Annotated in this window: 24 protein-coding genes; 9 read left to right on the forward strand and 15 right to left on the reverse strand. The window is 54.9% G+C overall.

The genetic code is table 11. The annotated features are described in order from the left end of the window. Nucleotides 1-3 precede the first annotated feature (3 nt). The 5 genes from ACXI0A_RS11600 to ACXI0A_RS11620 form a co-directional block, all read right to left on the reverse strand. Nucleotides 4-1053, reverse strand: a complete 1050-nt coding sequence (locus ACXI0A_RS11600; RefSeq protein WP_224928345.1) for a cytochrome d ubiquinol oxidase subunit II — start codon at nucleotides 1051-1053, stop codon at nucleotides 4-6. 15 nt (nucleotides 1054-1068) lie between these two features. Then, the gene (locus tag ACXI0A_RS11605; RefSeq protein WP_476148739.1) at nucleotides 1069-2511 is read right to left on the reverse strand and encodes a cytochrome ubiquinol oxidase subunit I; all 1443 of its coding nucleotides are present in this window, start codon (nucleotides 2509-2511) and stop codon (nucleotides 1069-1071) included. Nucleotides 2512-3482: 971 nt separating this feature from the next. Then, nucleotides 3483-4553 (reverse strand): 4-oxalomesaconate tautomerase, encoded by a 1071-nt coding sequence (locus ACXI0A_RS11610; protein ID WP_476148737.1) that lies wholly within the window; start codon nucleotides 4551-4553, stop codon nucleotides 3483-3485. After that, nucleotides 4550-5272, reverse strand: a complete 723-nt coding sequence (locus ACXI0A_RS11615) for a 4-carboxy-4-hydroxy-2-oxoadipate aldolase/oxaloacetate decarboxylase (RefSeq protein WP_476148736.1) — start codon at nucleotides 5270-5272, stop codon at nucleotides 4550-4552. The genes ACXI0A_RS11610 and ACXI0A_RS11615 overlap by 4 nt, the downstream gene beginning before the upstream one ends. After that, the gene (locus tag ACXI0A_RS11620; RefSeq protein WP_224928333.1) at nucleotides 5269-6006 is read right to left on the reverse strand and encodes a PIG-L deacetylase family protein; all 738 of its coding nucleotides are present in this window, start codon (nucleotides 6004-6006) and stop codon (nucleotides 5269-5271) included. Before ACXI0A_RS11620 ends, ACXI0A_RS11615 begins: the two co-directional genes overlap by 4 nt. A gap of 129 nt (nucleotides 6007-6135) precedes the next feature. On the opposite strand from ACXI0A_RS11620, the gene ACXI0A_RS11625 reads away from it, so the two are divergent. From ACXI0A_RS11625 to ACXI0A_RS11640, 4 genes are all read left to right on the forward strand, one after another. Further along, a complete protein-coding gene (locus ACXI0A_RS11625) occupies nucleotides 6136-7365 on the forward strand; it encodes a LysR substrate-binding domain-containing protein (RefSeq protein WP_476148734.1) in 1230 nt (409 codons plus the stop codon). A gap of 236 nt (nucleotides 7366-7601) precedes the next feature. Further along, nucleotides 7602-8978 carry an MFS transporter gene (locus ACXI0A_RS11630; protein ID WP_476148733.1) on the forward strand — a complete coding sequence of 459 codons (1377 nt, stop codon included), beginning with the start codon at nucleotides 7602-7604 and terminating at the stop codon, nucleotides 8976-8978. A gap of 10 nt (nucleotides 8979-8988) precedes the next feature. Beyond that, nucleotides 8989-9969, forward strand: a complete 981-nt coding sequence (locus tag ACXI0A_RS11635) for a VOC family protein (protein WP_058960539.1) — start codon at nucleotides 8989-8991, stop codon at nucleotides 9967-9969. A gap of 138 nt (nucleotides 9970-10107) precedes the next feature. Beyond that, a complete protein-coding gene (locus ACXI0A_RS11640; protein WP_476148731.1) occupies nucleotides 10108-11478 on the forward strand; it encodes an amidohydrolase in 1371 nt (456 codons plus the stop codon). Between the two features lie 79 nt (nucleotides 11479-11557). Here ACXI0A_RS11640 and ACXI0A_RS11645 read toward each other — a convergent pair whose 3' ends face one another. Then, the gene (locus ACXI0A_RS11645; RefSeq protein WP_034823502.1) at nucleotides 11558-11767 is read right to left on the reverse strand and encodes a glycine zipper 2TM domain-containing protein; all 210 of its coding nucleotides are present in this window, start codon (nucleotides 11765-11767) and stop codon (nucleotides 11558-11560) included. Nucleotides 11768-12086: 319 nt separating this feature from the next. Here ACXI0A_RS11645 and ACXI0A_RS11650 point away from each other — a divergent pair, with 319 nt between their 5' ends. Further along, nucleotides 12087-12287 carry a hypothetical protein gene (locus tag ACXI0A_RS11650; protein ID WP_476148729.1) on the forward strand — a complete coding sequence of 67 codons (201 nt, stop codon included), beginning with the start codon at nucleotides 12087-12089 and terminating at the stop codon, nucleotides 12285-12287. A gap of 15 nt (nucleotides 12288-12302) precedes the next feature. Here ACXI0A_RS11650 and ACXI0A_RS11655 read toward each other — a convergent pair whose 3' ends face one another. From ACXI0A_RS11655 to ACXI0A_RS11690, 8 genes are all read right to left on the reverse strand, one after another. Further along, a complete protein-coding gene (locus ACXI0A_RS11655) occupies nucleotides 12303-12893 on the reverse strand; it encodes a TetR/AcrR family transcriptional regulator (protein ID WP_224928315.1) in 591 nt (196 codons plus the stop codon). A gap of 78 nt (nucleotides 12894-12971) precedes the next feature. Then, nucleotides 12972-13523, reverse strand: a complete 552-nt coding sequence (locus ACXI0A_RS11660; RefSeq protein WP_476148727.1) for a cytochrome b/b6 domain-containing protein — start codon at nucleotides 13521-13523, stop codon at nucleotides 12972-12974. Continuing rightward, entirely contained in the window at nucleotides 13523-14566 is a 1044-nt protein-coding gene (locus ACXI0A_RS11665) for a catalase (protein WP_476148725.1), read from the reverse strand. Before ACXI0A_RS11665 ends, ACXI0A_RS11660 begins: the two co-directional genes overlap by 1 nt. Before the next feature lie 219 nt (nucleotides 14567-14785). Continuing rightward, nucleotides 14786-15652, reverse strand: a complete 867-nt coding sequence (locus ACXI0A_RS11670; protein WP_476148723.1) for a DeoR family transcriptional regulator — start codon at nucleotides 15650-15652, stop codon at nucleotides 14786-14788. A 155-nt stretch (nucleotides 15653-15807) separates the two neighbouring features. After that, the gene (locus ACXI0A_RS11675) at nucleotides 15808-16755 is read right to left on the reverse strand and encodes a D-ribose ABC transporter substrate-binding protein (protein WP_100700488.1); all 948 of its coding nucleotides are present in this window, start codon (nucleotides 16753-16755) and stop codon (nucleotides 15808-15810) included. 69 nt (nucleotides 16756-16824) lie between these two features. Further along, on the reverse strand, nucleotides 16825-17880 hold the full coding sequence (locus ACXI0A_RS11680) for an ABC transporter permease (protein WP_224928304.1): 1056 nt from the start codon (nucleotides 17878-17880) through the stop codon (nucleotides 16825-16827). Nucleotides 17881-17902: 22 nt separating this feature from the next. Continuing rightward, entirely contained in the window at nucleotides 17903-19441 is a 1539-nt protein-coding gene (locus tag ACXI0A_RS11685; RefSeq protein ID WP_224928301.1) for a sugar ABC transporter ATP-binding protein, read from the reverse strand. Then, complete coding sequence (locus ACXI0A_RS11690) at nucleotides 19438-20091, reverse strand: DUF2291 family protein (RefSeq protein ID WP_476148720.1); 654 nt, start codon at nucleotides 20089-20091, stop codon at nucleotides 19438-19440. Before ACXI0A_RS11690 ends, ACXI0A_RS11685 begins: the two co-directional genes overlap by 4 nt. A 379-nt stretch (nucleotides 20092-20470) precedes the next feature. Here ACXI0A_RS11690 and ACXI0A_RS11695 point away from each other — a divergent pair, with 379 nt between their 5' ends. Genes ACXI0A_RS11695 through ACXI0A_RS11710 form a run of 4 tightly spaced genes read left to right on the forward strand, consistent with a single transcriptional unit; the run spans nucleotide 20471 to nucleotide 25512 of the window. Further along, entirely contained in the window at nucleotides 20471-22054 is a 1584-nt protein-coding gene (locus tag ACXI0A_RS11695; protein WP_476151060.1) for an FGGY family carbohydrate kinase, read from the forward strand. Between the two features lie 10 nt (nucleotides 22055-22064). After that, complete coding sequence (locus tag ACXI0A_RS11700; protein WP_476148718.1) at nucleotides 22065-23591, forward strand: glycerol-3-phosphate dehydrogenase; 1527 nt, start codon at nucleotides 22065-22067, stop codon at nucleotides 23589-23591. A gap of 2 nt (nucleotides 23592-23593) precedes the next feature. Next, on the forward strand, nucleotides 23594-24532 hold the full coding sequence (locus ACXI0A_RS11705; RefSeq protein WP_224928292.1) for a sugar phosphate isomerase/epimerase family protein: 939 nt from the start codon (nucleotides 23594-23596) through the stop codon (nucleotides 24530-24532). Nucleotides 24533-24555: 23 nt separating this feature from the next. Continuing rightward, the gene (locus ACXI0A_RS11710; RefSeq protein ID WP_224928289.1) at nucleotides 24556-25512 is read left to right on the forward strand and encodes a sugar-binding transcriptional regulator; all 957 of its coding nucleotides are present in this window, start codon (nucleotides 24556-24558) and stop codon (nucleotides 25510-25512) included. On the opposite strand, the gene ACXI0A_RS11715 is transcribed toward ACXI0A_RS11710, so the two are convergent. Then, nucleotides 25509-26048 carry a GNAT family N-acetyltransferase gene (locus ACXI0A_RS11715; RefSeq protein WP_476148715.1) on the reverse strand — a complete coding sequence of 180 codons (540 nt, stop codon included), beginning with the start codon at nucleotides 26046-26048 and terminating at the stop codon, nucleotides 25509-25511. The genes ACXI0A_RS11710 and ACXI0A_RS11715 overlap by 4 nt on opposite strands. Nucleotides 26049-26055 lie beyond the last annotated feature (7 nt).

Genomic DNA, 26055 nt, shown 5'->3' on the forward strand with positions numbered 1-26055 from the left:
GTCTTAGTGACCCCCGTGACCAACCAGCTTGGAGATACGGCCGCGGAATACCCAGATCTGATACCAGTTGTACATCAGCATTACCGGTACAAACCCACCCATGGTCATGGTGAAGGTAATCAGCGAAACCTGTGGACTGGCGCCCGCCCAGATGGTCCAGGTGCCTGGCACAATCCATGGGAACATGGTCAGCAGCATACCAAAGCCCAGAATGAACGCAGCGCCATTGAACCACAACACCGCGGCGAAATCTTTGTCCTTCAGGGTGTCACGACGAACCTGGTCGATACACACCAGCGCAATCAGACCAAACAAGCCCCAGATCCAGAAGTGAGGACCAAACCATTTCGTACGTGCCCAGTCAAAGATCACTGCACTCCATACCCAGGTAATCACCACGGCAGCGATGGCTAGCCAGAAAATTACCGCGGTCCAGCGAGCCGCGTCCTGACGAATCGGTTCGTTTTTCTCGAAGCGAGCACGCACGAACAATACGCCAGCCAGCGTCATGGCGACACAAGAAGCCACACCGGTCCAGATGGAGAAAGCGGAGATGAAGTTAAATGCGCCACCCACGTAGGTCGGAACACCCTGTGCAGGTGAATCCATCTGGAAACCTTGCAGCAATGCGCCCACGCACATTCCACCAAAGAAGGTGACGGCGAGGCTGGCGACGCCGAAGATGCCGTCTGAGAACTTCTGCCAGAATGGCGAAGCCAGATGACGGAACTCCAGTGCCACTGCGCGGGACATAATGCCCCAAAGTACCAGCGACATCGGAACCATCAAGTAGCTAAAGGCTGAACCGTACACAAACGGGAAGGTGCCGAACATAATACCGCCGGCGACAATCAGCCAGGTTTCATTGGCATCCCAGGTGCCGGCCATCGCCGACATAATGGCACCGCGCTCGTCATGGTCGCGGACGAAGAGCGAGAAGATCCCCGCCCCCAGATCGGCACCATCCAGTGCGATATATAAAAGAACGCTGATACCAAACGCTAACCACCAGGCGATGATCAGGAAGTGCTGAGTCGAGTTAAGCATGTCCATGGATTTCTTCTCCCATCAAACCGGACGGATATATTCAGGATGGTCAGCATGACCACTGGCAGGCATATCAAGGTGACCTAAATGCTCATGCCCTTCGCCCGGTATTTTGCTGGTCAAATCTGGTCCCATACGCACCACTTTTGCCAGGAACCAGATGGTGCCCGCCACCACAGCGGTTTCAAAGATAGCGAAGCCGACCAGCCAGAAGATCGCCAGACCCATGGTCATCGGGCTCATGCCGTCTTCGGTGCGCATCAGGCCATACACGATCCACGGCTGACGGCCAATTTCGCGCGTCCACCAGCCCGCAATCACTGCGACATAAGGCAGGACTACCATGATAACGGCCAGTGCCAGGAACAGCTTATTGCGCGGAGCCAGCTCAGTGGTCATGCGACGACGTGCAATCAGCCAGACGCCCCAAAGGCTAACCAGCAGCATGGCACCCGCAGCACCCGACATGGCGCGGAAGGCGTAAAACGGTAATACCACAGGCGGTTGCTGATCTTTCGGGAAGCTGTTCAGGCCCGTTACCGTACCGTTCCAGGTTTTGGTTTCAATCAGGCTTAAACCGTGCGGAATGTCGATTGACCATGCGAGGCCGGTGCCTTCTTTGTTTGGCCAACCCAGGATGTGCCATGCACTGTTGACGTTACCCGCAGAATCATAGGTATCGTAGTGCCCTTCCATCGCTGCCAGCGCTGCCGGTTTATGTTCCAGCGTGGCTTCACCCAGCACGTCACCCATATAGATCTGAACGGCAGCAACCACGGCCAGCGCCATCAGCGAGTACTTCAGCGGCTTCAGGAACAGATCAACATGACGCTGTTTCAGGACATACCAGGCACAGGTGGCCACCACGAAGCACAGCGAGAGCTCGAAGCTCGCCAGCAGCATATGCGGGAAAGCACTGCGCGCATTCGGGTTAAACAGCGCGGCCAGCCAGTCGGTCACAATAAAGATGCCGTTATGCAGCTCAACGCCAGTCGGTGTCTGCATCCAGGAGTTAGCCACCAGGATCCACATCGCAGAAAGCGTCGAAGAGAGCGCCACGTTAAAGGTCGCAAACAGGTGCATCCCTTTACTGATCTTGCCCCAGCCAAAGATCATCAGTCCGATAAAGCCGGCTTCATACATAAAGGCAGTGATGGTCTCATAGCCGAGCACCTGACCAAAGAACGGGCCGGCAGCCTGCGAGAAGCGGCCATAAAGAATACCAAAGGCCATTTCCATGGTGACGCCGGTTGCCACGCCAGCACCGAAGTTAACGATAAACAGCTTTTCAAAGAAGCGACACAGGCGATACCACTTCTCATCTTGCTTCCTGACCCACATCAGTTCAGAGATGAACAACAGTGCAGCCAGTCCAATGGTTAGCGGGGGAAAAATGATGTGAATAGATGAAATTAGCGCGAAGTCAATACGCGTGATCAGCGATGTAAGATCGTTACTTAACATGACTATCTTCTTTTTTTGAGTGACCGAGTTAGTTAACGGCAATCCAGCGCCGTTTCACATGTTATGGAGTGAGATGAAGCAAGCTCGTGCATAACAGGTTGAAATCGGTACCGCACTGTCGTCTTTCTCTTAACTACGAGCAACAACCACAGTTTATTTTCCAGACAAGTGACGACTGGAAAATAGGATATTCACTTCGGCGTTCATTCCGGAGAAAGAACGGGGAAAATAAATCATGATTGTTAACGAAATGTCTGTCGATAACACTTGCAGGCGTAGGTATCGACACGGCTCGTAATAAGAATTTTTCTGTAAATTATTCTATATTTTCGTTTACACAAAGGCATCCTAATTAAAGGGGTAACTTGTAACAAAAAGAAAAAATTCGCTGTATAAATGAATGATTTTCATGTGAATTAAATGTAATCATGAGGTTAATTTATGAATAATCTTTGATTTTTATCAACTTAATTCAAGCTTTTAGCGGGGTTTTGAGCGTTAATTATGTTGCATTGAAGGGAGAAATCATCAGCGTTCATCCCGCAATGATGCGATTATCTTATTATTTAGCAGGGTTACAATTACCGTAGACATACGGTCAACATCAATAATACGGAATTTTAACAAGCATTGAGTTATTGTATTTTAATAACAGCTCGAGCGATTTAATTTAACAAACAAAAAACAATTATCACTTTCAGAACACTTAATTCCTGCGCCTTTAAATATTTGAAAATCTCGCTATTAAATATACCGACTCGTAACATTAAAGACACACCGTGCGCACACTTGTCACATTAATAATGAATTAGCCGACATTAATTTAAGGCAAATAAGGGTTGGCCAGGCAGTGTGAGTGGGAGCACGAAGTTACGCGTGGAAACGAAGAGTTTTGCGAGCGAATGGAAAATGCCGGCAACCCATAAAGTTGTCAGCATAGGAGAACGTCAGCGTGCAGGGTATTTCGTGTTTTAGCGTGAGGCTGGAATGGCGACCCGTCCGTCAAATAACAGTCGTGCCGTGCGTATCAAGCCGCTTTGCGTCACCTTCCCTGCCTCATCACAGGTCAGCATCACGCTAAACTCGCCGCTGGGATGCTCTACCGCCAGACGCTGCTGCCTGGCATCGGTAATCTGCGCGATTCCCTGCGTCACGGAACCGGGGATCAGGCAGGCTGTGGCCACACTCACCGCACCCAGTACACCAATAGAAGCGTGACAGCGATGGGGAATAAATGTCCGCGTGGAGAGTGCACCGCCATTAGCGGGTGGCGCAATCAAAGTCATTTTCGGCACGGTTCGTTTGGTCACATCTCCAAGGTTCATCAGCGGACCGGCTTGCAGGCGGATGGATTCCAGACGGGCTTTTAACCCGGCGTTGCTTTCCAGCTGCTCGCGGGTTTCCTGTCCAGTGCATCCCACATCCTCAGCACGCAGGATCACCACGGGCATACCGTTATCGATGCAGGTCACCTCAATCCCGTCAAAACGATTACGCGCCTCTCCGGTCGGCAACAGCGATCCGCAGCTGGAACCGGCGATATCCTCGAATTGCAGAATTTGCTCTGCGCCAAAACCGGGCACGCCGTCTATTTGCGTATCGCCCTGATATTCCACCGTGCCATCGGGCGTGGCGATTTGCGCCACCGCGATTTGCCCGGTGTTGACCATAAAGATGCGCACGCGCGTGATGTCGTCCTGCGCGCTTATCAGGCCTTTCTCTATTGCAAAGGGCGCCACCGCGGCAAGGATGTTGCCACAGTTCTGTCCATAATCGACCACTGCTTTATCCACGTTAATCTGTGCAAACAGGTAATCGACATCCGCATCAGGCCGCGTCGAAGGTGAGATAATCGCGACTTTGCTGGTCAGCGGATCGGCTCCGCCAATGCCATCAATTTGACGTGGATCCGGTGAACCCATGACGGCCAGCAACACGCGGTCTCGCTGCGGTCCCGCTTCCGGCAGATCGCTGGCAAGGAAACAGGCAGCTTTAGAGGTACCGCCACGCATCAAAACACAGGGTATCAGCGTCTGTTTCATAGCGAACTCTTTTGCAAGGCATCCAGTGAATCGACATAGCGCAATCCCTTCTCCGCTAATGTGCCACGCATCTGATAAATATCCAGCCCAAGTTCCCCGGCAGCCAGTCTTACTCGTTTACTCTCCTCATTGGCGACCCGCTGTTGGGTTGCCTTGGCAACGGTGTTCGCATCCGCTCGCGGCACAATCACCACGCCGTCGTCATCGGCGACCACAATATCGCCGGGATACACCAGCTGGCCGGCACAGATAATTGGCACGTTCACCGAGCCCAGCGTGGCTTTTACCGTTCCCTGCGCGAATACCGCACGTGACCAGACCGGGAAACCCATCTCACGCAGGGTCTGGCTGTCACGGATACCAATATCACCCACCAGCGCCACTACGCCGCGCGCTTTTAACGAGGTGGCGAGTAGATCGCCGAAGAAGCCGTCATGGCAATCCGAGGTCGGCGCCACCAACAGCACATCGCCCGGCTGACACTGTTCCACGGCCACATGAAACATCCAGTTATCACCGGGAGAAACCAGCACCGTGACCGCACTGCCGGCGATCGAGCTGCCCTGCTGGATCGGCCGTATCCGCACATCAAGCAGACCTTGCCGCTGTTGCGCTTCATGGACGGTCGCCACTCCGGCGCGAGCAAACTGCGCAATCAGAGCAGAATCGCCCCGCTCAATCTGAGTGACAACGATGCCTTTCTGGTTCACCGCGATCATGAGAGATCCTCCGTTACCCTTGGGAACAGGCTTTGATAGCCTTCGCCGTGAGTGATGACGCGCGTCGAAGCAATCCCCGTATTACGTTTGGCCTGTACGCCGCGTTGTAGCGCCACGCGGGTGTAGTATTCCCACAGGTGTTCCTGCCCGGCCATGCACTGAATCGCCTGGTATTTCTTTTCCCAAACCGGGGTGATATCCAGCAGCACATCCGGTTTCCACAAGCATTGTTCCGGCTGATGCGGTTCAAAACAGTAAACCGGCGGTGCCCCGATAATCGGTTCTCCCGGACGATAGCCTTCTGCCTGCGCAATGATGCGCGCTTCCTGCGTAAGATTCGCCGCCAGTGGATGATCGTAGTTGTAAGGATCGGCAATCGAGTGCGTCAGTACAAAGTGTGGCTGCACGCGGCGAAACACATCGGCCAGGCGGAACAGCGTTTCCTTATCTGCGCGTAGGGGATAATCGCCAAGATCGAAGAACTCAATGCTCGCACCTAACACATCCGCTGCCCGTTCGGCCTCGGCCTGTCGATGCTGCTTCACGGTCTGCTCGGTCATGTTGCCTTTGCGCCACAGTTTTGCCGACTCACCGCGCTCCCCGTAAGAGAGGCAGACAACGTGTACGTCATAGCCGCTCGCACTGTGTAAAGCGATGGCACCGCCTGCGCGCCAGACAAAGTCAGCTGAATGGGCACTGACCACCAGAGCACTCTTTTTCACTGCGTTTTCCATTGTGTTCCCCTTCTGTTGCGTTTTTTTCATCCTGACACGCAGCATCCAGGCCGAATAATGCCTTTCATTGTACGAGCTATGATTTTTATTTATGTAGTGATCACTATCAGAGGATCAGGAGCAGAAAGCATGCTGGCAAAGGAAGACGGTAACCACATTAAAATCATGCAGCTAAGGTCACTTTGTATGATTGCCGAACGGGGAACCGTCTCGGAAGCTGCAGGAGATTTATTTCGCACGCAATCGGCAGTAACGCGATCGTTACGTGATCTGGAACACACTCTGGCGACGCCTTTGTTTGAACGTCATGCCAGCGGGATGCTGCTTACCGAGAAGGGAAAATGCGTGCTACCCCGCGCCCAGCGCGCCCTTCAGGAACTCAAACAGATACCCGCACTTCTCGCCCGGTTTAAACAGCGTGAATCTATGCGTGATGACGCTGAACCGATTTGGTTGTTCAACGTCAGACGCCTGCAGATATTTTTACGGCTGTTTCATCTGCAGCACACGCAAAGCGTGGCCAGCTCGCTGGATATCAGCCAGCCCGCCGTCAGTGCCGCGCTCAAGGTGCTGGAGAAAGGAGCCAATATTGTGCTGTTCCAGCGCTCCCCGCGAGGTATGCAGCCGACGGCCGCCGCACGTGAAATGGCGCCACATGTCAGCCGCGCCCTGAATGAAATTCGCCATATCCCGGAAGATCTTGCCGCACAGCAAGGGGTTTTGCAGGGCACCGTGCATATTGGTGCCCTGCCATTGTGCCGCAGTGTGTTATTACCCCGCGCGATCACCCGCCTGGTGACGGCACATCCGGCGATCAAGGTCGTGACCAATGAAAGTGCCTTTAGCACGCTGATTACCGAACTCCGCGCAGGCGACGTTGACCTGATTGTCGGTGCCTTGCGTCATGACAGCAACGTCACCGATATCGATAATCGCCGGCTGTTTAGCGAAGAACTGGTGCTGCTCGCCAGGCCACAACACCCCTTAGCCGGTCGAACGTTAACCGCTGACGATCTCGCCGACACCCAATGGATTCTGCCACGTGAAAACAGCCCGGCCCGCCATCTGTTAGAACACGCCTTTGCCACATTGCACATTCCAGCACCCAAACCGGTGGTGGAGAGCGGTGACCTGGCGATCGTGCGCGGCTTATTAATGGACTCCGACATGGTAGCAGCCGTGTCATGGCACCAACTGGAGTACGAATTGAAGTCGGGCACGCTCAAACCTTTATCCTTCACTCTGCCCGATACGCGTCGTGATATTGGCATCACATTGCGCGCGGGTGCGCTGCATTCCCCGGCCACACTGGCACTGATTAAGTGCATCAATGCCGAAGCTCATACCACAGCGACCTAAACGAAATTCATACAATGTTGGCACGCCGTTTACCCATATCCCCTTTCCCGCGGGCAGCACAAACCCGCATTTACACCGTGGATTATGACAACTCGCTCACAATATAAACGTAACTCATACCACTAAAAGCCTTTTTTGACAGACAGCCTGCGGCACGGTGCTTACCGTGGAGCTGGATGAGTTAATCATGACTTGTCATTCAATAGACTTTGCGTGCCCGTAGAGAGAGCGAACGTATGAATACAAATAAGCTGGTCGACATCAAAGCCTGGATTGATTCACGACCCATTTCCGCCTTTCAATGGCGCGTGTTATTCCTCTGCCTGATCATCATTATGTTCGACGGTTACGATGCCGCCGTGATGGGATTTATTGCGCCTGCGCTGATTGAGCAGTGGCATATCTCACGCGCCGCGATGGGGCCGATTCTGGGGGCAGCGATGTTTGGCGTGGCGATTGGCGCATTGATCGCCGGTCCTTTGTCCGATCGCTTTGGCCGTAAAAAAATCATCCTGCTCGCGGTACTGATGTTCTCCGCTTTCAGTCTCATCTGCGCCTTCGCCACCACGCCGCTGCAAATGGCGATGATGCGATTCATTGCCGGACTCGGGCTGGGCGCAGTCATGCCCAACTGTGTCACGCTGCTGGCAGAATATATGCCTGAGCGTCGTAAAGGCGTGATGATTACCCTGATGTTCAGCGGTTTTAATATCGGTTCCGGGCTCGGTGGCTTTATCGCCGCGGGATTGCTGGCGCACTATCACTGGAATGCCGTGCTCATTTTCGGCGGTGCGCTGCCGCTGCTCCTGCTGCCCTTGTTAAGTTATCTGCTGCCTGAATCTGCGTTGAATTTGGTGGTGCGCCGGGCACCACGCGTGCAGATTGCCGCGCTGCTTAATCGCATGGGCGGCCAGTTTCAGCAGGATACGGCGTTCGTGCTCAACTCTCCCCGGATCAATCGCAACAGCACCATTTCCCAGCTCTTCCACCACGGTTTTGCCCGCGGCACGATCATTCTGTGGATGACATATTTCATGGGGCTGTTTGTGATTTATCTGCTCAACGGCTGGCTGCCGACCATAATGCGTTCGGGCGGCATTTCCCTTGAACAAGCGGCGATTCTGGCGGGATTATTCCAGTTAGGCGGACCACTTGGCGGTATTCTGGTCGGTGCATTGATGGATAAGTGCAACGCGAGAGTGGTGATTGGCGTGGTCTATCTGCTGGGTTGTCTCTGCTTGTTAGCACAGGGCATCTTCGCGTTTACCGGGGTGGCGTTGGGCATATTCATTTTCATTATCGGCATGTGTATTAATGGCGCACAGAATGGTCTGCAGGTTTATTCTCCTGCTTATTACCCTACTGAAATGCGCGCCACCGGCGTGAGCTGGATGCACGGCATTGGCCGCACCGGTGCCATCCTCAGCTCTTCGATTGGCGGATTGCTGATGGGCGCGTTCCCGGCGCAGTCGGCGATTTTCTATATTCTTGCTCTACCCGCTTTACTGGCCGCGATCAGTATTGTGCTTCATCGTAATGTTTCTCTGTCTTTGAAAATAAAGGGCGCAGCGCTGGATGACCTTCCGGCGCTGTCACAAACCCTCAATAAATAGGAATGGCCTCATGACATCTCAACTTTCTGAACCCTGCTTCGATATTGCACACCTTGCTCACGTTGAGCTTTACACCGACAAGTTTGAAGAGAGCCTTAACTTCTTCGTCAATGTCTATGGCTTAACGATCACCGCGCAGGACGACGATCACGCCTGGCTGCGCGCCTGGGATGATTATGAATTTCACAGCCTGAAACTCACGCGGCATCACACTACCGGCGTGGGCCATATTGCCTATCGCGCCGCCTCGCAGGCCGCGCTGGAACGACGTGTAGCGGCGATTGAAGCCAGCCCCTATGAAGTGCTCGGTTGGGTCAATGACGATCAGGGCCACGGCCAGGCATTTCGCTTTACCGATCCCTTTGGCCACATTTTTGAGATCTATTACGACACGGTCCGATATCAGGCTCCCGACGATCAACGGCCGTCGCTGAAAAATCTGTCTCAGCGTTACCATGCGCGTGGTGCCTGTCCGCGCCGTCTCGATCATCTCAATCTGTTGGCAGCCGATGTCAGTGAGTTCAAGCGCTTTATGGAAACCTGCTTAGGCTCCCGCGTAACAGAGATGATTCAGCTGGATAATGGCCGCATTGGTGGCTGCTGGTTCACCATCAATAATAAAACCTATGATTTGGCCTGTACCGAAGAGCACGGTGGCGGCAACGGACGACTGCATCATGTGACCTACGCCACCGACACGCGAGAAGACATTCTGCGCGCGGCCGACATCTTCCTGGAAAACGGCGTGCACATTGAAACCGGCCCACACAAACATGCCATTCAGGGCACGTTTTTCCTCTATGTCTGGGAACCGGCGGGAAATCGTGTCGAGCTGGCCAATTCCGGCGCACGTCTGATTCTGGCGCCAGACTGGCAGACGGTGGTCTGGACGGAAAGCGAACGCAAGAAAGGCCAGGCGTGGGGCCTGAAAACCATTGAGACGTTCCATACTCATGGCACACCGCCAATGCCCAAACCGCAAAATCATTAACCCCTTCAACCGAACATCGGATAGTGATGCTGTCCGATGCGTCATTACTTTTCTCCATAGTTATCAGTGGAAAAAATCACAGCACAGCGCTTATCGCTCCTTGTAGGGTAATTCTCCCCTACAAGGAGAAAATAACCTATGAGCCTCATCACTTCCGGCAACCGCCGGGACTTTCTTTCCGCTGGCATCAAACTCACGGCGGCAGGTACGCTGCTCAGTGCCGGATTAAGTAGCCGTACCGCTGCGGCGGCTGCCTGTAGCCCTGAAAACCTGACGCACATCGATGTCAGCCACTATCTGTTGCCCAATGTGCGTCTGGAAGAAGCCTTTGTACGTCATCATGGCGTTATTACCGCGACGCGCACTGGTTTGTACGATATCGAAATCAACGGCGCAACTATCGCGGGTATCCACGCGGCGGGTTTCAGCAGCACCCTTCCCGCCTGGGATGCAGCGGGTCACATCCTGCTTCCCGCAACGCGCGATATGCATATCCACCTCGATAAAACCTTTTATGGCGATGGCTGGCGCGCTCCGCTGCCGCGTAAGAGCGTGATTGATATGATTCATCAGGAGGAGCAGATTCTTCCTGAGATTGTGCCGACCTCAGAAATGCGTGCCGAGAAGCTGATTGGCCTGCTGCAATCGAAAGGCAGCACCGAAGCGCGCAGCCACTGCAATATCGACCCGATCAGCAAGCTGGACGGGTTGGCGCACTTGCAACAGGCGATTGCTAACCACCGTCAGGACTTTTCAGCGAAGATTGTCGCCTTTCCGCAGCATGGGCTGTTACGGTCCAGGGTCGAAGGTATGATGCGTGAAGCGATGAAAATGGGCGCCAATTTTGTCGGCGGCCTGGATCCGACCAACGTTGATGGCGCGATGGAAAAGTCGCTGGATACTATGTTCAGCATCGCGCTCGATTTTGCTGCACCGGTGGATATTCACCTGCATGAAACCGAACCGCACGGCGTGGCCGCGATACGATATATGCTGAAAACGGTGCGCGAGAATCCGCAGCTAAAAGGCAAAGTCACCCTCAGCCATGCGTTTGCGCTGGGCACGTTATCAGGAAAAGAGCTGGATGCGATGATCGGGGAACTCAAAGAGCAGCAGTTCAGCATCGCCACCACCGTGCCGATTGGGCGCGTCATCATGCCGTTGCCACAACTGCGTGCGGCGGGCGTCCCGGTATGGTCCGGTACCGATACCATTGCCGACCACTGGCAACCCTTTGGCAGCGGCAGCATGCTGGAAAAAGCCAATGTCTATGCACAGCTGTATCGTGGCCCGGATGAGTTTTCACTGAGTCGCGCATTGGGTATCGCCACCAATGAGGTGCTGCCGCTGAACAGCCAGGGAGAACAGCAGTGGCCGAAGTTACAGGATAGCGCGACGATGATGTTAGTGGCGGCGAGTTGTTCTGCTGAAGCGGTGGCGCATGTTGCCCCGGTGATGGCGACATTCCATAACGGTAAACAGGTATTTGGCCAGCTAAAGAAAATTTAATGGATAAATAGAGGCAAATTGTTTTCGGCATTATTTCGTCGCACATTCAGTGTGCGACGAAATAATTTAGCGGAAAGTATTAACGGCTGACTTCATGACCAATTAAACCACCGATGGCCGCACCACCCAGCGTACCAAAGGTACTTCCGCCGGTTAATACCGCGCCACCTACTGCGCCAACGCCCGCACCAATCGCCGTATTACGTCCACGGTGCGACATGCCACAAGCGGTAACCGATAAACAGACTAATGCGACAATGGCGATACTGCAGCTGCGTTTTAAAAGCATCGAAATCCTCATTACCATTAAAAATGGAATGCAATAGTTTTTAATTTGATTGTTGTTAAGACACCAAATCGTTGGCGACTTGCACTGCTCGTCGGCGCTAATTTAAGAGGATTTGTGAAACGGCGGAAGGTAAAAATTCCTATTTTCAGGCGGTACTGGCGAAGCGGCGAGAATCCGTGCAAAACGTCCCTTTTTCGGCGCCTGACGGGCGTTTAAACCTGCTGTGCTTTACTGATAATCCATCCCTTGACTGCCAGCCTACCAACTAGTAGATTAATGTTTATTCAGCTAACGCTAGCGACATATTTCAGGGGGCAACGTGAGTGTCATTCATTTTCCCAACCAACATCCCGCCCACCGGATACCCGATTCTGAATCAACGGAATCGGATAAGCAGAAAATACGCGACTTTGCGTTGAATATTGCCGCACAATTACGCAACGATCCTGAATTAAATAAGCAATCACCTTATCTGGTCGATAAAGTGATTCTGTTACTGATGAAAGAGTCGCGAGGCTAAATGGCCGCAAGGCTATTATGCGGCAACAACCAGATTGTTCAGCACCGGTTTAATCATTAATAAGAACAGTTCGGGGTTATTAAACGCTCGCGCGGCTATCATCGCGCCGTGCACTGTCGCCATCAGAGATTTAGCTTCCCTTTCCGCCCCTTCCCGCAGAATAAACACCCCGCGCTTTTCGCCCTTAGTTAACACGTCTGTCAGCCACGCGGAAAGATCGGTGAAATGGCCGGTCACTTCAGCCGCCACCTCTTGCGGTAAGGTCGGCAATTCCACCGCCAGCATCACGCAAATACAGAACGGCGAGCTGTTTTCCTTAATGCAGGTTGCCCAGAAGTTCACATAACCGTTTAGCTCAGCCAGCGGATCATCGCTGAAATGCTCACTAGTCGCGGCCATACCGGCTCGCGCTTCCTCACGATAATCACTCACCACCGCCAGCACCAGATCGGCCTTACCCGGAAAGTGATGATGGATACTGGCTTTACGAATCTGCACGCGCTCTGCCAAATCGGCATAGCTGAAACTTTTGTAACCGCCGGAGGTGAGCAGCGTTCGGGTGTGATTAATGATTTCGGTGGCTTTGGGCGAACGTTCGACGGTCATGCGGGGCTCCGGCAGCAAAGATGAAATGGCTGCAAATCAGTAAATTGGCACTGAACCTACTGACCTGCAGCCGGGATGTCAAGGCGCTTCAGGGCGCTTACGGCGGCCGGTCATACTTCTGAACACACCATCCCGCAGAATCAGCGCATGGAACAACGCAGTGGCAAGATGCAGCATCACCGTGACGAACAGCGCTAAGGCAACCCAGGTATGCAACGGACGCAACCAGGCATACAGGTCATTACTGATTGGCGTGATCGGCGGCAGCACCAGACTGCCTCCCAGACTCACCGGATAGCCTGCCGCCGACAGCATCGCCCAACCTATCAATGGTTGCGCTAGCATCATGGCGTACAGCGCCCAATGTGAAAGATGGGCCAGCGCTTTTTGCCCGTTTGATAACGTGGACGGCAGCGCGGGTTTGGCGGTGGTAAAGCGCAGCCACAATCGCACCACCACCAACAGCAAAATCATTACGCCCAGCGGTTTATGAATCGCCACCAGCAGGCTGTGCAGTGACGAGACGGTGGCGACCATGGCTACGCCGATAAACAACATGGCCATAATGGCGGCGGCCATCAGCCAGTGAATGGCGCGCAGCGCCGGATGGAAAGTCTCAGTGTGTTTCATCAGTGTGCTCCTGCCTGTTCACGGGTGCGGGCGTTGTAGGATTTGGCATACGCCGATGAACGAGCATTGAGGATCGGGTCGTCTGAAGCCGTGATGCCCTCGGGCAGGATCAGAGGATCGTAATTGATATCGTTACACGCGCCCTGCTGCTGCGGCGTGGTTTGGTTGATGGTCAGGGTGCCCGCATTGACGGTCTGACGGTCCGCTGGCCACGCAATCGAGGCATCGCTGCTTTTATCCTGTGCGTCTGCGACAGTGATGATCAGATCCCACTGCAGCGGCCCTTTAGTAAGACGCTGTTGCAAATCGCTCTGCAGGAAGTTGCTGTCATTTTTATCGGCGGCGTTAATCGGCTTATATTCGGTGTGCGGCACCATACTCCAGCGAACCACATGGCTCTTGCCGGCCAAATCAACAAAGTTGAAGGCGTTAAGGCTATTAAAGCGATCGCTTGCCCAGCTTGAGGAAGGAACATACTGCTGCGCCCAGCCAAAGAATGGCTTTATTTCGGGATGTTTTTGGACAAAGGCCTGAATTTTTGCGGGGTCGGGCTTGCCTGTTTTCGCATCCGGCAGCGTGGCGGTTTGCAGGTCGTAAAACCCTTCCACGCTATTCACCGGAAATATCGGCATGGCATTCATCCCGGTGCGCCATTGCTGACCATCTTTTTGATAAAACGCTAACGCCATGCTGCGCACCGGCACGGCATAATCCGGGGCGTTCGGATTACCACCGGCAATGGCAAAGCGCCCGATCACCGGGGTTTCGCCCGGCGAAAACAGCCCGGCACGCGACAACACGCTGGCATTGCCGTTAGCGGCAAAGCTGCCGTTGATGCACACGCCTTTGGCATGATTGCGCCGATAACCGGGATGCTCCCCGCCCGATTTTTGTAGCACGGTAATGAGCTTATCGGAGGTTAACTTATCCGGTGTTAACCAGCCGCCCGCCCAAAGAAACAGCGCGATGACTATCAATGGAACCACTGCAATAGCGGCCAGACGGGTGAGTGTCTGGCCGGTCGTAAGAGAAGGCTTGTTCATAGGTTCGCTCAACATGGCATAAATTAAGACAAGGCAGTTACCCGAGCTGAATGATTAGCGCGCGGCATTCAATTGCACCGTCATCATTCACGGTTGCAGAGATGCCAATCTACTAGTAGGTAGATTGAATTGTCAAACCCATTTGCAGGCAGGATAACGACTGCCGCGGCCGACCGACCGCGCCTTATGACATTTGAATGGGTAAATCTACAGAGGGAATCAGACTTCTTCGCGCGCGATAGCGTGGGTTTTCATTGGCGCAACCACAACGTTCACACCCAGATCCTGCAGACGACGCAGCACCGGTACCGGCGTGCCCTGATTGACAATCACCACATCAAACTCGCTGAGATGGGCAAAACGGTGCAGCGCCCGGCGTTCGAATTTGGTGTTATCCATCATCAGAATGCGTTTCTGCGCAGCATCAAACATCGCTCGTTTGGTTTCGACGGTTTCCGCGGACTGATGAAACACCGCGTCATCGATGATGGCGGACATGCTGACAAAGAACACGTCGGCGCGCAGGCTGGCGATCTCTTCACGCGTCATGCGGCCCATAAAGGCATTACACCAGTGATAAAACTGACCGCCCAGCCCCATCAGCGTGATATCGCGGCCGTTGCGCAGCTCATTCATCAGCGTCAGGGAGTTGGTGATCACCGTTAACGGTGCGCGCGCCGGTAGCAAACGCGCCATCTGCAATACCGTGGTGGAATCATCGAGGAAGATCGCCTGGCCCGGTTCCAGGTAAGTAGCCGCCACTTCAGCAATGGCTTGCTTCTCTTCCAGCTGACGCGTCGCGCGATAGATATCACTGGATTCCACTAAGCTGGTTGGCGTGGCGGAGACCACTCCACGCGATTTGTGCAGCAACCCGCGTTCAACCATCTCATCAATATCACGGTGCGCGGTCATCAGGCTGATGCCGAAACGATCGGTGATATCTTCAATGCGAATAGCGCCTTCTGCCATCACGGCTTCCGCGATCAATTGACGTCGCGCCAGCTGGCGCGCCTGACGGCTGTCGCTGGGTAAAGGTTCGGCCATGAAGACGTTTAGAGAAGAGTCCTGCGGGTTGTGCGCCATATTTCGTCCAGGAAAGTGATGCAGAAATGCGGGTTCGGGGTGATTACAACGCGGAAACGCGCCTTTTGCAAATGATGTGAAGTTCGGACGGTTGCAGCGGCGCACCGAAGCGCGTCCGCTGGACAGAGTGCGGCCCGAGAGCCGCACTTCACGCATTACTGTTTCAACACAAACGGTGACGCGAAATTACCTGCGTTTTCTTTGGTGATCAAAATACAGTCAAACAGCTGCTTTTCCGATGCTGCACCGGTTTTACCGGTTTTCAGGAAGCTATCGGCCTGCTCTACCGCTTTCTGCGCGAACTGCGCCACTGGCTGCATCACGGTATATGCCAGCGTACCGGCTTTCACGGCATCAACCGCATCCGGCGAACCATCAAAACCACCGACTTTGATCTGGTTCAGCTTGCCCGCTTCTTTCAGTGCGGCAATCGCTCCCAGTGCCATCTCATCGTTACCACTGATCACGCCTTTAATGTTCGGATTAGCCTGCAGCAGTGACTGCATCTTGTTAAAGCCCTGGGTACGATCCCAGTTGGCCACTTCCTGACCCACTTTCTTCAGCGTGGGGTACTGTGACAGCACAGTATCAAAGCCGTTGGCGCGGGTGGCGGCGTTGTTATCTGACGGCGGGCCGACCAGCTCAACGTAGTTGGCGGTGTCGCCCACCTGCTTCACCCACTCCATCGCGCCGACCGCCGCGCCCTGCGCATTGTTAGAAACCAGCTGTGCTTTGGCCAATCCGCTCTGGTTCAGCTCGGCATTGATAATAAACACCGGGATATTCGCCGCGATGGCTTTTTTCACCGATCCCACGGAACCGTCGGCATTGGCGGGATCGAGGATGATTGCCTTGGATTTGTTGGTGATCGCCGTATCAATCAGCTGGCTTTCGGTATTGGTATCGCCTTTGTGCGCGCTGACTTTCGCGCTGTAGCCGAGTTTCTCAGCCGCTTTCTGCGCCACCTGGCCTTCCGTCAGCCAGTATGGGTTGGAGGGATCGTTAACAATGATGGTCATCAACCCATTGTCCGCCCAGGTGGGTGCGGCGAAAGTAGTGATCGCCATAGCGGCGGCAGCAATAAACAGACGTTTTGTGAACATAGGTGCTCCGTTATTATTTAGGGTACAGGTTTTACGGATAACCGCGCGCTGCCAGACAGCGCGCGTGAGTTAGCGACCGCGCTTGCCGTATTGCAGGGTGTTGAGCAATACCGCCAGCACAATCACGGCGCCAGTGAACACCGTCTGCCAGTAGGCAGAGACGCCGATAATCACTAAGCCATCAGAGAGAAAACCGATTACAAATGCGCCCAACAGCGTGCCGCGCACGTTACCGCGACCACCGGTTAAGGCCGCACCGCCAATCACCACCGCGGCAATCGCGGTCAGTTCATAAGTGGTGCCCGCCGTTGGACCGGCTGAGGTGAGCTGAGAAGAGAGCACCAGTCCCGCCATCGCGGCACAGATACCCGACAACACGTAAACGCTGATTTTGATGCGTTTAACCGGTACGCCGGAGAGATCGGCGGCGCGCTCGTTACCGCCAGAGGCATACAGCCAGCGACCAAACGCTGAACGGCTCAGCAGGAAACCACAGGCCAGCGCCACCACGCCCAGCACCAGCACGCCAACCGGGATATTGAAGATGCGATTGAAGCCGAGCCAGTCAAAGCCAGTGTTGCCCAGCGCTTCAGTGCCAGAGAGTTTGTTGTAGGTCAGTCCGTTAGTGATCAGCAGGGCAATACCACGCGCCACATACATGGTGCCGAGCGTGGCAACAAATGCCGGAACGCGGAACCAGGCGATCAGCACACCATTCACCAATCCCACCAGCGCACCAATCACCAGCGTTAATATCGCCACTGCCCACACCGGCAGATACAGCACCACGCCCAGCGCTTCAAGGTTGATGCCCTGCATCATAAATCCGGCCATCACCCCGGCCAGACCCAGCGTCGAACCGACGGACAAATCAATCCCGCCATTGAGGATCACCAGCAGCATGCCAATCGCCGGTAAGCCAAAAATCGCCACGTGCGATGCCATGGTCAGGAAGTTGGCGCCGGTAAAGTAGTTAGGCGAGAGCAGGGAAAAAGTGGCAATAATCACCAGCAGCGCAATAAAGGCGCGCCCTTCCAGCAGCAGTCGCGCCAGATTAAGGCTTTTGTCAGCCTTCTTTTTACTCGCGACAGGCGGTGAATCCAGCGTGTGTGTTCTGTCTGTCATACCGTTTGCTCCGTTTTTCATGTCATGCCACCAGAGACTCGCCTGAAGCGGCCATAATGCGTTCTTTACTCACGCTGGAATCGAAGATGGCGTTAATGCGCCCTTTGCTCATCACCACAATGCGATGAGCAATACTCAGGCATTCGCCCACTTCCGAGGTGGTGTACACCACCGCCAGCCCCTTTTTGGCGTTCTCCGCCAGCAGACGAAACACTTCCGCTTTGGCGCCGATATCGATGCCGCGGCTGGGTTCATCCAGCAGGATCACTTTTGGACGGGTGGCCAGCATTTTGCCGATCACCACTTTTTGCTGATTGCCGCCGGAGAGCGAACCGATGGCCGCCTCGCCGCCTGCGGTTTTCACCGTGACGTTGCGGATGCTCTCCGTCACCAGCTGCTTTTCACGCCGCGGTGACAGCACCAGTCCGCGCACAAATTCACTGATGCTGGCGAGCGACAGGTTTTCACCTACCGACATGGTCTGCACCAGACCATCGCGCTGCCGATCTTCCGGCACCAGCGCAAGGCCGATTTGAATGCGTTGTTGAATGGTTAACCCGCTGACATCGGTATCCTGCAGCAGAACGCGGCCCTGGCTTTGATGAATACGGCCGGCGATGCACTCCAGCAGTTCGGTGCGACCTGCGCCCATCAGGCCGTAGATGCAGACAATTTCCCCGGCTTTCACTGCCAGCGAGAGGTTATCCACCAGCCGAATCCCGGTTTTGCTTTTCACCGTCAGGTCTTGCACGGTCAGCGCCTGTTCGCCAAAGTCATACCCTTCTGGTGGCGAGCCGAGGTCAAAGTGATCGCCCACCATATTGCGCACGATCCATTCAAGATCGATCTCATCGCGTTTGGCGTAGGCGGTCATCACGCCATCGCGCAGCACCACGGCGCGATCGGTGATCTCCAGCGCCTCTTCCAGATGGTGGGAGATATACACAATCGCCACGCCCTGACTGGTGAGATCGCGGATCACCTGGAATAGCACCGCGACTTCCGTGGCACTGAGCGCCGATGTCGGTTCATCCATAATCAAAATCTGTGAATTCACCGACAGTGCACGGGCAATTTCCACAATCTGCTGTTGCCCTAAACGCAGGTTTTCCACTGGCGTCAGCGGATCAATCTCCTCCTCCAGCGCCGCCATCAGATGGGCGGTAATGCGCGCTTCTTCCGCATAATCCACCCCACCCGGCTTCATAATTTCGCGGCCCATAAAGATGTTGTCGCGCACGTTCATGTTAGGAGCCAGATTCAACTCCTGATGGATAATCGAGATGCCGCAGTCGCGCGCTTCGGTGGCGGAGCGAAACACTTTCTCTTCGCCGTTGTAGAGAATTTCCCCGGATGTTGGCGTAATCACGCCAGACAAAATTTTCATTAGCGTGGATTTGCCTGCGCCGTTCTCACCAAATAGCGTGGTGACTTCACCGCGACGAATTTCAAAATTCACGCCCTTCAATGCATGGGTCGATCCATAGATCTTGCTGATGTTGCGCGCTTCAAGGATCACTTCGCCTTTCAGCAGCGCTGGATTCACGTTGAAAGGTTTCATTTCACCTCCAGACTGACCGGCGTCACCATCCAGTTGTTCGGTGTCAGCAGGCGGAACACGCCCACCACCTGCACGGTTTTGCCGGGCAACGTGTCGCGCTCCAGTTTATCGAGCACTTTGGCTTTCATGGCGCGATTGATCGCCGATCCGGCATTTTGATACTCAATCTGGTTGGTAAAATCGCCGAACTGGATTTTGCCGCTGGCGTCACGCAAATCGGTGCCGGTGATGGCAGGACCGGTTTGCAGGCGAATCACATTTCCATCCGGTAAACCGTCCACTTTCACCGGGAAAATGCCCATCTGCCCTGGCTGAACCACACCTTCCAGCTTGACGGGGATCACCGGTAATGGCGAACCCACACCGTATTTCTGCACCGCTTCCTGTTGATTGGCTTTCAGCGCATCGGCGAGGGTTTTGGCATCCACTGCACGCGCTTCCACATCCTGCTGAATACCGGGAAAAGTTTTCTCACCGAAGCTATCGGGTGAGAACCCCTGCTCTTGCACATCTTGTTCGGAACCGATCTTCACGACTTTGGTGTCGATGGCCATGGCGGCAATCACCGCGACCACCACAACACCGATAATGCTGTAGCGGCGGATACGCTTCCGGGAGAGCTGCTGTGCCAGCATTGAGACATCGGACATTACGTGACCTCTCACTGTTATCTGCTGCGATAATCGCCGCATTAAATGTTATAAATGTGATAACTCTTGTGATGAGAATTGTGCTGATGTGACTAAATTGTCAACAGCAGACGCACGAATTTTTCAGGAGCGCGATCTGGATCGCTAAATTCCCTCTCTCACACGCATTTGCGCTAAAGATGCCCGCCATACAAGCCTTCCTCATGTGATATCTCATTTCACTTTGCAGGTGATCATCGCCATTTTCGTGATCGAACTCGCTAACTGAAGTGAAATTTATTCGTTTTATCGAAAAATAATACATTAGATATGTTATCTCCATGGGAAGTGGTGTAAGACATTATTTAGCAAATTCATCACAGGGAATTAACACAGCGTGATGAGTCAACTTTTCTTCCCTTCGGAGGTGTACGTGGGTAACAGCGATATCATTCTGGGTCTGGATTCCGGCACCTCAGTGGTGAAAGCGGTGGCGTTTGATCTGGAAGGCACACAGCTGGCGTGCGCCTCCGTGCGTAACCGCTATTACCGCAGCGAAGGCGGTGCCGCGCAGCAATCCATGTCGCAGACCTGGCAAGATGCCGTGGACGCGATAAAGAAACTGGGCGAGCGCGTGGAGAACCTCGCTTCCCGCGTGGTGGCTGTTGCCGTTACCGCACAAGGGGATGGTACCTGGCTGGTCGGCGCCAATAATCATCCAGTGGGAGATGCCTGGATCTGGCTGGATGCGCGTGCAGCACATACCGTGGATGCTTTAAACCAACACGCCCTGGCGGCCGAGCGTTTTAAAGCCACCGGTACCGGGCTGAACACCTGCCAGCAGGGTTCGCAGATGGCGCATATGGACCAGCACTTTCCCGAGTTGCTGGCGAAGAGCGAAGTGGCGCTGCATTGCAAAGACTGGCTTTACCTCAATCTAACGGGCGTACGTGCCACCGATCCTTCCGAGGCCAGCTTCACCTTTGGTAACTTCCGCACCCAGCGTTATGACGATACCGTTATCGCGGCGCTGGGGCTGGAACATCGCCGCTATCTGCTGCCGGAAATTATTGATGGCACGCAAATCACCCATCCGTTAACCGCTGAGGCCGCTGCCCTCACCGGTCTGCGCGCCGGTACACCGATCTCGCTGGGTTACGTGGACATGGCGATGACCGCACTGGGCGCGGGCGTGCACACCGGCGAAGCCAATACCGCCTGCTCGATTGTCGGCTCCACTGGTGTGCACCTGCGCAGCGTGACCATTGATGAGGTGTGGCTCAATCCGGCGCAAACCGGTTATGTCATTCCGCTGCCGTGGCCAGGCTATGTGACGCAGGTGCAGACCAATATGGCATCCACCCTCAATCTCGACTGGCTGCTGAACGTGGCGAGTGAACTGCTGAGCGGTTTCGGCTGTGAGATCGATCATGCGCGGCTGGTGGCGCACATCGACCAGTGGCTCAATAAGGCCGAACCCGGCACCCTGCTGTTCCATCCCTACATCTCGATTGCCGGTGAACGCGGGCCGTTCGTCAACGCCGATGCGCGCGCCAGCTTCACCGGACTCAACTATCAGCACAACTTTGCCGACCTGGTGCGCGGCGTGATTGAAGGCATTGGTATGGCCGCGCGTGATTGTTATCAGGCGATGGGCAGTACTTTGCCGGGTGAAATTCGTCTCACTGGCGGCGCGGTACGTTCTCAACCGCTGCGACAGATTCTTTCTTCCTGCATTGGCGCGCCGGTACGTATCAGCCAGCGTGATGAAGCCGGTGCAGCGGGCGCTGCGATGATGGCCGCGGTGGCAATTGGCGCGTATCCCTCCATGGCACAGTGCGTGGAAACCTGGGTACGCCCGCTGCTGGATGCGCCTGAACCGCCTTCCGCTGAGCTGTCGCAGCGCTATAACCAGCTGTTCCCCCATTATCAGCAGATCCGCAGCGATCTCCCTGCCGCCTGGCATGCACTGAATAAGTTTTAAGGAGTACACCATGAGTGAAAAAACGCTGGATCTGTTTGTCATTGGCGGTGGCATTAATGGCGCGGGCATCGCACGTGATGCGGCCGGTCGCGGCTTGTCCGTGATGATGTGTGAAAAAGATGACCTCGCACAGGGCACTTCCTCGCGCTCGGGCAAACTGGTGCACGGCGGGCTGCGTTATCTCGAATATTATGAATTCCGACTGGTGCGTGAGGCGCTGATCGAGCGTGAAGTGTTGCTGAATGCCGCGCCGCACATTATCTGGCCAATGCGCTTTGTGTTACCGCATAGCCCGACCGATCGCCCGGCGTGGCTGGTGCGTTTGGGGCTGTTCCTCTATGACAACTTAGGCGGGCGTAAAAAGCTGCCGGGCACGCGATCCCTCGACCTGATGCGCGATCCCGAAGGCGCCCCAATCCTCGATAGCTACAGCAAAGGCTTCGAGTACTCCGATTGCTGGGTCGATGATGCACGCCTGGTCGCGCTCAATGCCGTGGATGCCGCAGAGCGCGGCGCGACAATTCTGCCGCGTACCCGCTGTGTCTCGGCTAAACGCGTCAGCGGCAAGTGGGAAGTGACGATTCAGGATGAGGCCAGTGGTGCACAGCGCACAGTGTTTGCCAAAGTGCTGGTGAATGCGGCGGGGCCGTGGGTGCTGGATATCGTTAACCAGGTCACCCAGACCAAAAGCAACCGCAGCGTGCGGCTGGTGAAAGGTTCACACATCATCGTGCCGAAATTCTGGGAAGGTCAGCAGGCGTATCTGGTGCAAAACACCGACAAGCGGGTGATTTTCATCAATCCTTATGAAGGTGATAAGGCGTTAATCGGCACCACCGATATTCCCTGGCAGGGCAAAGCGGAAGCGGTCACCGCCGATGACAGCGAGCAGCAGTATCTGATCGATGTGGTCAATCGCTACTTCAAAGTGAAACTGCGCGCCAGCGACGTGATTACGCGCTTCTCGGGTGTGCGTCCGCTGTTTGACGATGGCAAAGGCAACCCTTCTGCCGTTACGCGTGACTACGTGTTCGATCTCGACGATCAGCAAAACGCCCCGCTGCTGCATGTGTTTGGCGGAAAAATTACCACCTTCCGCAAACTGGCCGAGCACGCCATCCAGAAACTCGCGCCCTTCTTCCCTAATATGGGATCAGACTGGACGCGTGAGGCGACTTTGCCGGGAGGTGACATGGCAAATGGCGATTTCGAGAGCTTCCTCGAGCAAGTGAAAACGCGCTGGCCATGGCTACCCGCGCCACTGCGTAAACACTATGCACGCCTGTATGGCACGCGCATTGAGAAAGTGCTGGGCCATGCCGGTGAGTTGAGCGATCTTGGCCGCCATTTCGGCGCACAGCTGTATGAAGCCGAAGTGCGTTATCTGGTAGAAAATGAGTGGGCGCAGCAGGCGGAAGATGTGCTGTGGCGTCGCACTAAGCATAAATTGCATCTCACTGAAGTTCAGCAGCAGGATTTTGCCCAATGGTTTGACGCGACCTTTGCTGCCGCTGTACCCCTGCGTAAGGAGGCGTAATCATGCCCTTGACGCTCTCACTGAATACCAATCCGCTGGTGAATCGCTTTGCCGATCCGCAGGATCTGATTCACACCGTGGCACAGCAGATCCGCATCCGCGATCTGCAATTAACGCACGAATTTATTAATCCCGGCTGGCCTGCCGCCACCATTAAGCGCATGACACGCCTGATGCAGCAGGCGCTGCGAGAAACTGGCGTGCGGGTGACGTCGGGTATGACCGGTCCTTATGGTCGGCTCAACCATTTTGGTCATCCGGACGTTGAAGTGCGGCGCTACTACGTGGACTGGTTTAAAACCTTCGCCGATATCACCGCAGAACTGGGTGGCGATGCTGTTGGATCGCAGTTCGCCATTTTTACGCAGCAGGATTTCAACGATGCGGCGCGGCGGGACGCGTTGATCGATATCGCGATAGATTGCTGGGCCGAGGTGGCTGAGCATGCCCAATCTGCCGGATTGAAGTACCTGTTTTGGGAACCGATGAGCATCGGACGCGAGTTTGGTGAAACCATTCCGGCTTGCCTCGCACTGCAGCAGCGTTTGAGCAGTGAGTCCTTTGCCCTGCCGATGTGGATGATGGCGGATATCGATCATGGCGATGTGACTTCTGCGGACCCACGTGATTACGACCCTTACGCGTGGGCTGAGGCCGTCCCGCGCTACTCGCCGATTATTCATATAAAACAAAGCATGATGGACAAAGGCGGTCACAGACCTTTCACATTACAGTACAATGCGGGCGGCCGCATTCAGCCGCAGCCATTGCTGGATGCACTGTCGCGCGGCGGCGCAACGGATAACGAGATTTGCCTTGAGCTGAGCTTTAAGGAACGTGAACCCACAGACCGCCAGGTGGTGGCAGATATCGCGGAAAGCGTTGCGTTTTGGGCACCGCATATTGATACAGGCGTGCAGGATTTGCATCTGGCTTCCTAAGCCTAATCATCAGGAAAAGAAACATGAAACCGGCTCCAACACCCGCTGAACGCGATGACTCTCTGGCCCTGCGTGCCGCATGGCTGCACTACGTTGGGGGCCTGACCCAGGCTGAAGTTGCCAAACGTCTGGGATTACCCTCCGTTAAAACCCATCGCATGATTGCCAAAATGGTCGCGGAGGGCGCGGTGAAGGTGTCGATTGATGGCGATATCATGGCGTGCGTGGCGCTGGAAGATCAGCTGCGCGAAAAACACGGACTGCGGTTTTGCCACGTTGCGCCTGACCTCGGCGAAGAAGGCTTGCCGGTGCGAACGCTTGGCATGGCTGGTGCGGATTACCTGCGCAATCTCCTCACGGCTCAGCCTGCGATCACGCTCGGACTGGGACATGGCCGCACCCTTTCCGCCGCCATACATCAACTCCCACGCATTGACGCCCCGCATATGCGATTCGTTTCGCTGCTGGGCTGTCTGACGCGCAACTACGCGCTCAATCCACATGATGTTATGCATCGCATAGCGGAAAAAACCGGCGCGCAAGCGTACATGATGCCGGTGCCGTTTTTCGCCAACACGCAGGAAGATCGCGACGTGCTGCTTAAACAGCGCGGCGTCAGCGAAGTGTTTGCCATGGCGGCGCAGAGTGAGGTGAAACTGGTGGGGATCGGCACCGTGGAACCGGCCGCGCAGTTGGTTGAAGCGGGCATGATCGATGAAGCTGAAATTAACGATATTTCTGCTGCAGGCGCCGTCGGTGAACTGCTCGGCCATTTCTTCGATGCCAACGGACAGATGATCCACAACAGCCTGACGGCGCGTACGCTGTCGGTGGAACTGGATCTTGCTCACCGCGCGGAAATTGTCGCGCTGGTGGGCGGATTAAGCAAAGTCGACGCGATTCGCGCGGTGCTGGCCAGCGGTTTAGTGACCGGATTAATTACCGATGAGTTAACGGCACAGGCCTTGATCGCGGATTAGAGTGGCGCCAGTTCGTCGGCGAATAATCCAAACACCCAGTCATCGCGCCACTCACCGGCAAGGTTATAACTTTTCCGCAAAGTGCCTTCCTGCTGAAATCCTACTCTAAGTAACGTTCTACGTGAGGGCTCATTTCCGGCGGTTACGGTGGCAACCAGCTTGCGGAAGCCCAGATCCTTCAGCGCATAACGCGCAATATCGTGAAGTGATTCCGTGCCAAATCCCTTGCCCTGAGCCTCTGCTGCCAGCAAAAAACCGACTTCCGCGATGCCGTCACCGCGATCGATAAACCCGGTAAGACCTAACGGCGCGGAATGCCCCTTTTCCATCATCACCAGACACAGCCAATGGGTGCTGCCTATCTGCCAGCGCGGCAATCTAATCTCGAACCTGTCACGTCGAATCTCTTCTTCAGGCTGCGGATCGCCCACATAACGCATCACGCGCTCATCCTGTTGCAGCGAGAGAAAGAATCGCCAGTCATCGGCAACTAACTGGCGATAGTGCAGTTTTTTGGAGGTGATATTGGGGAACATTAAATCC

The organism is Pantoea sp. C1E2 (assembly GCF_056491465.1).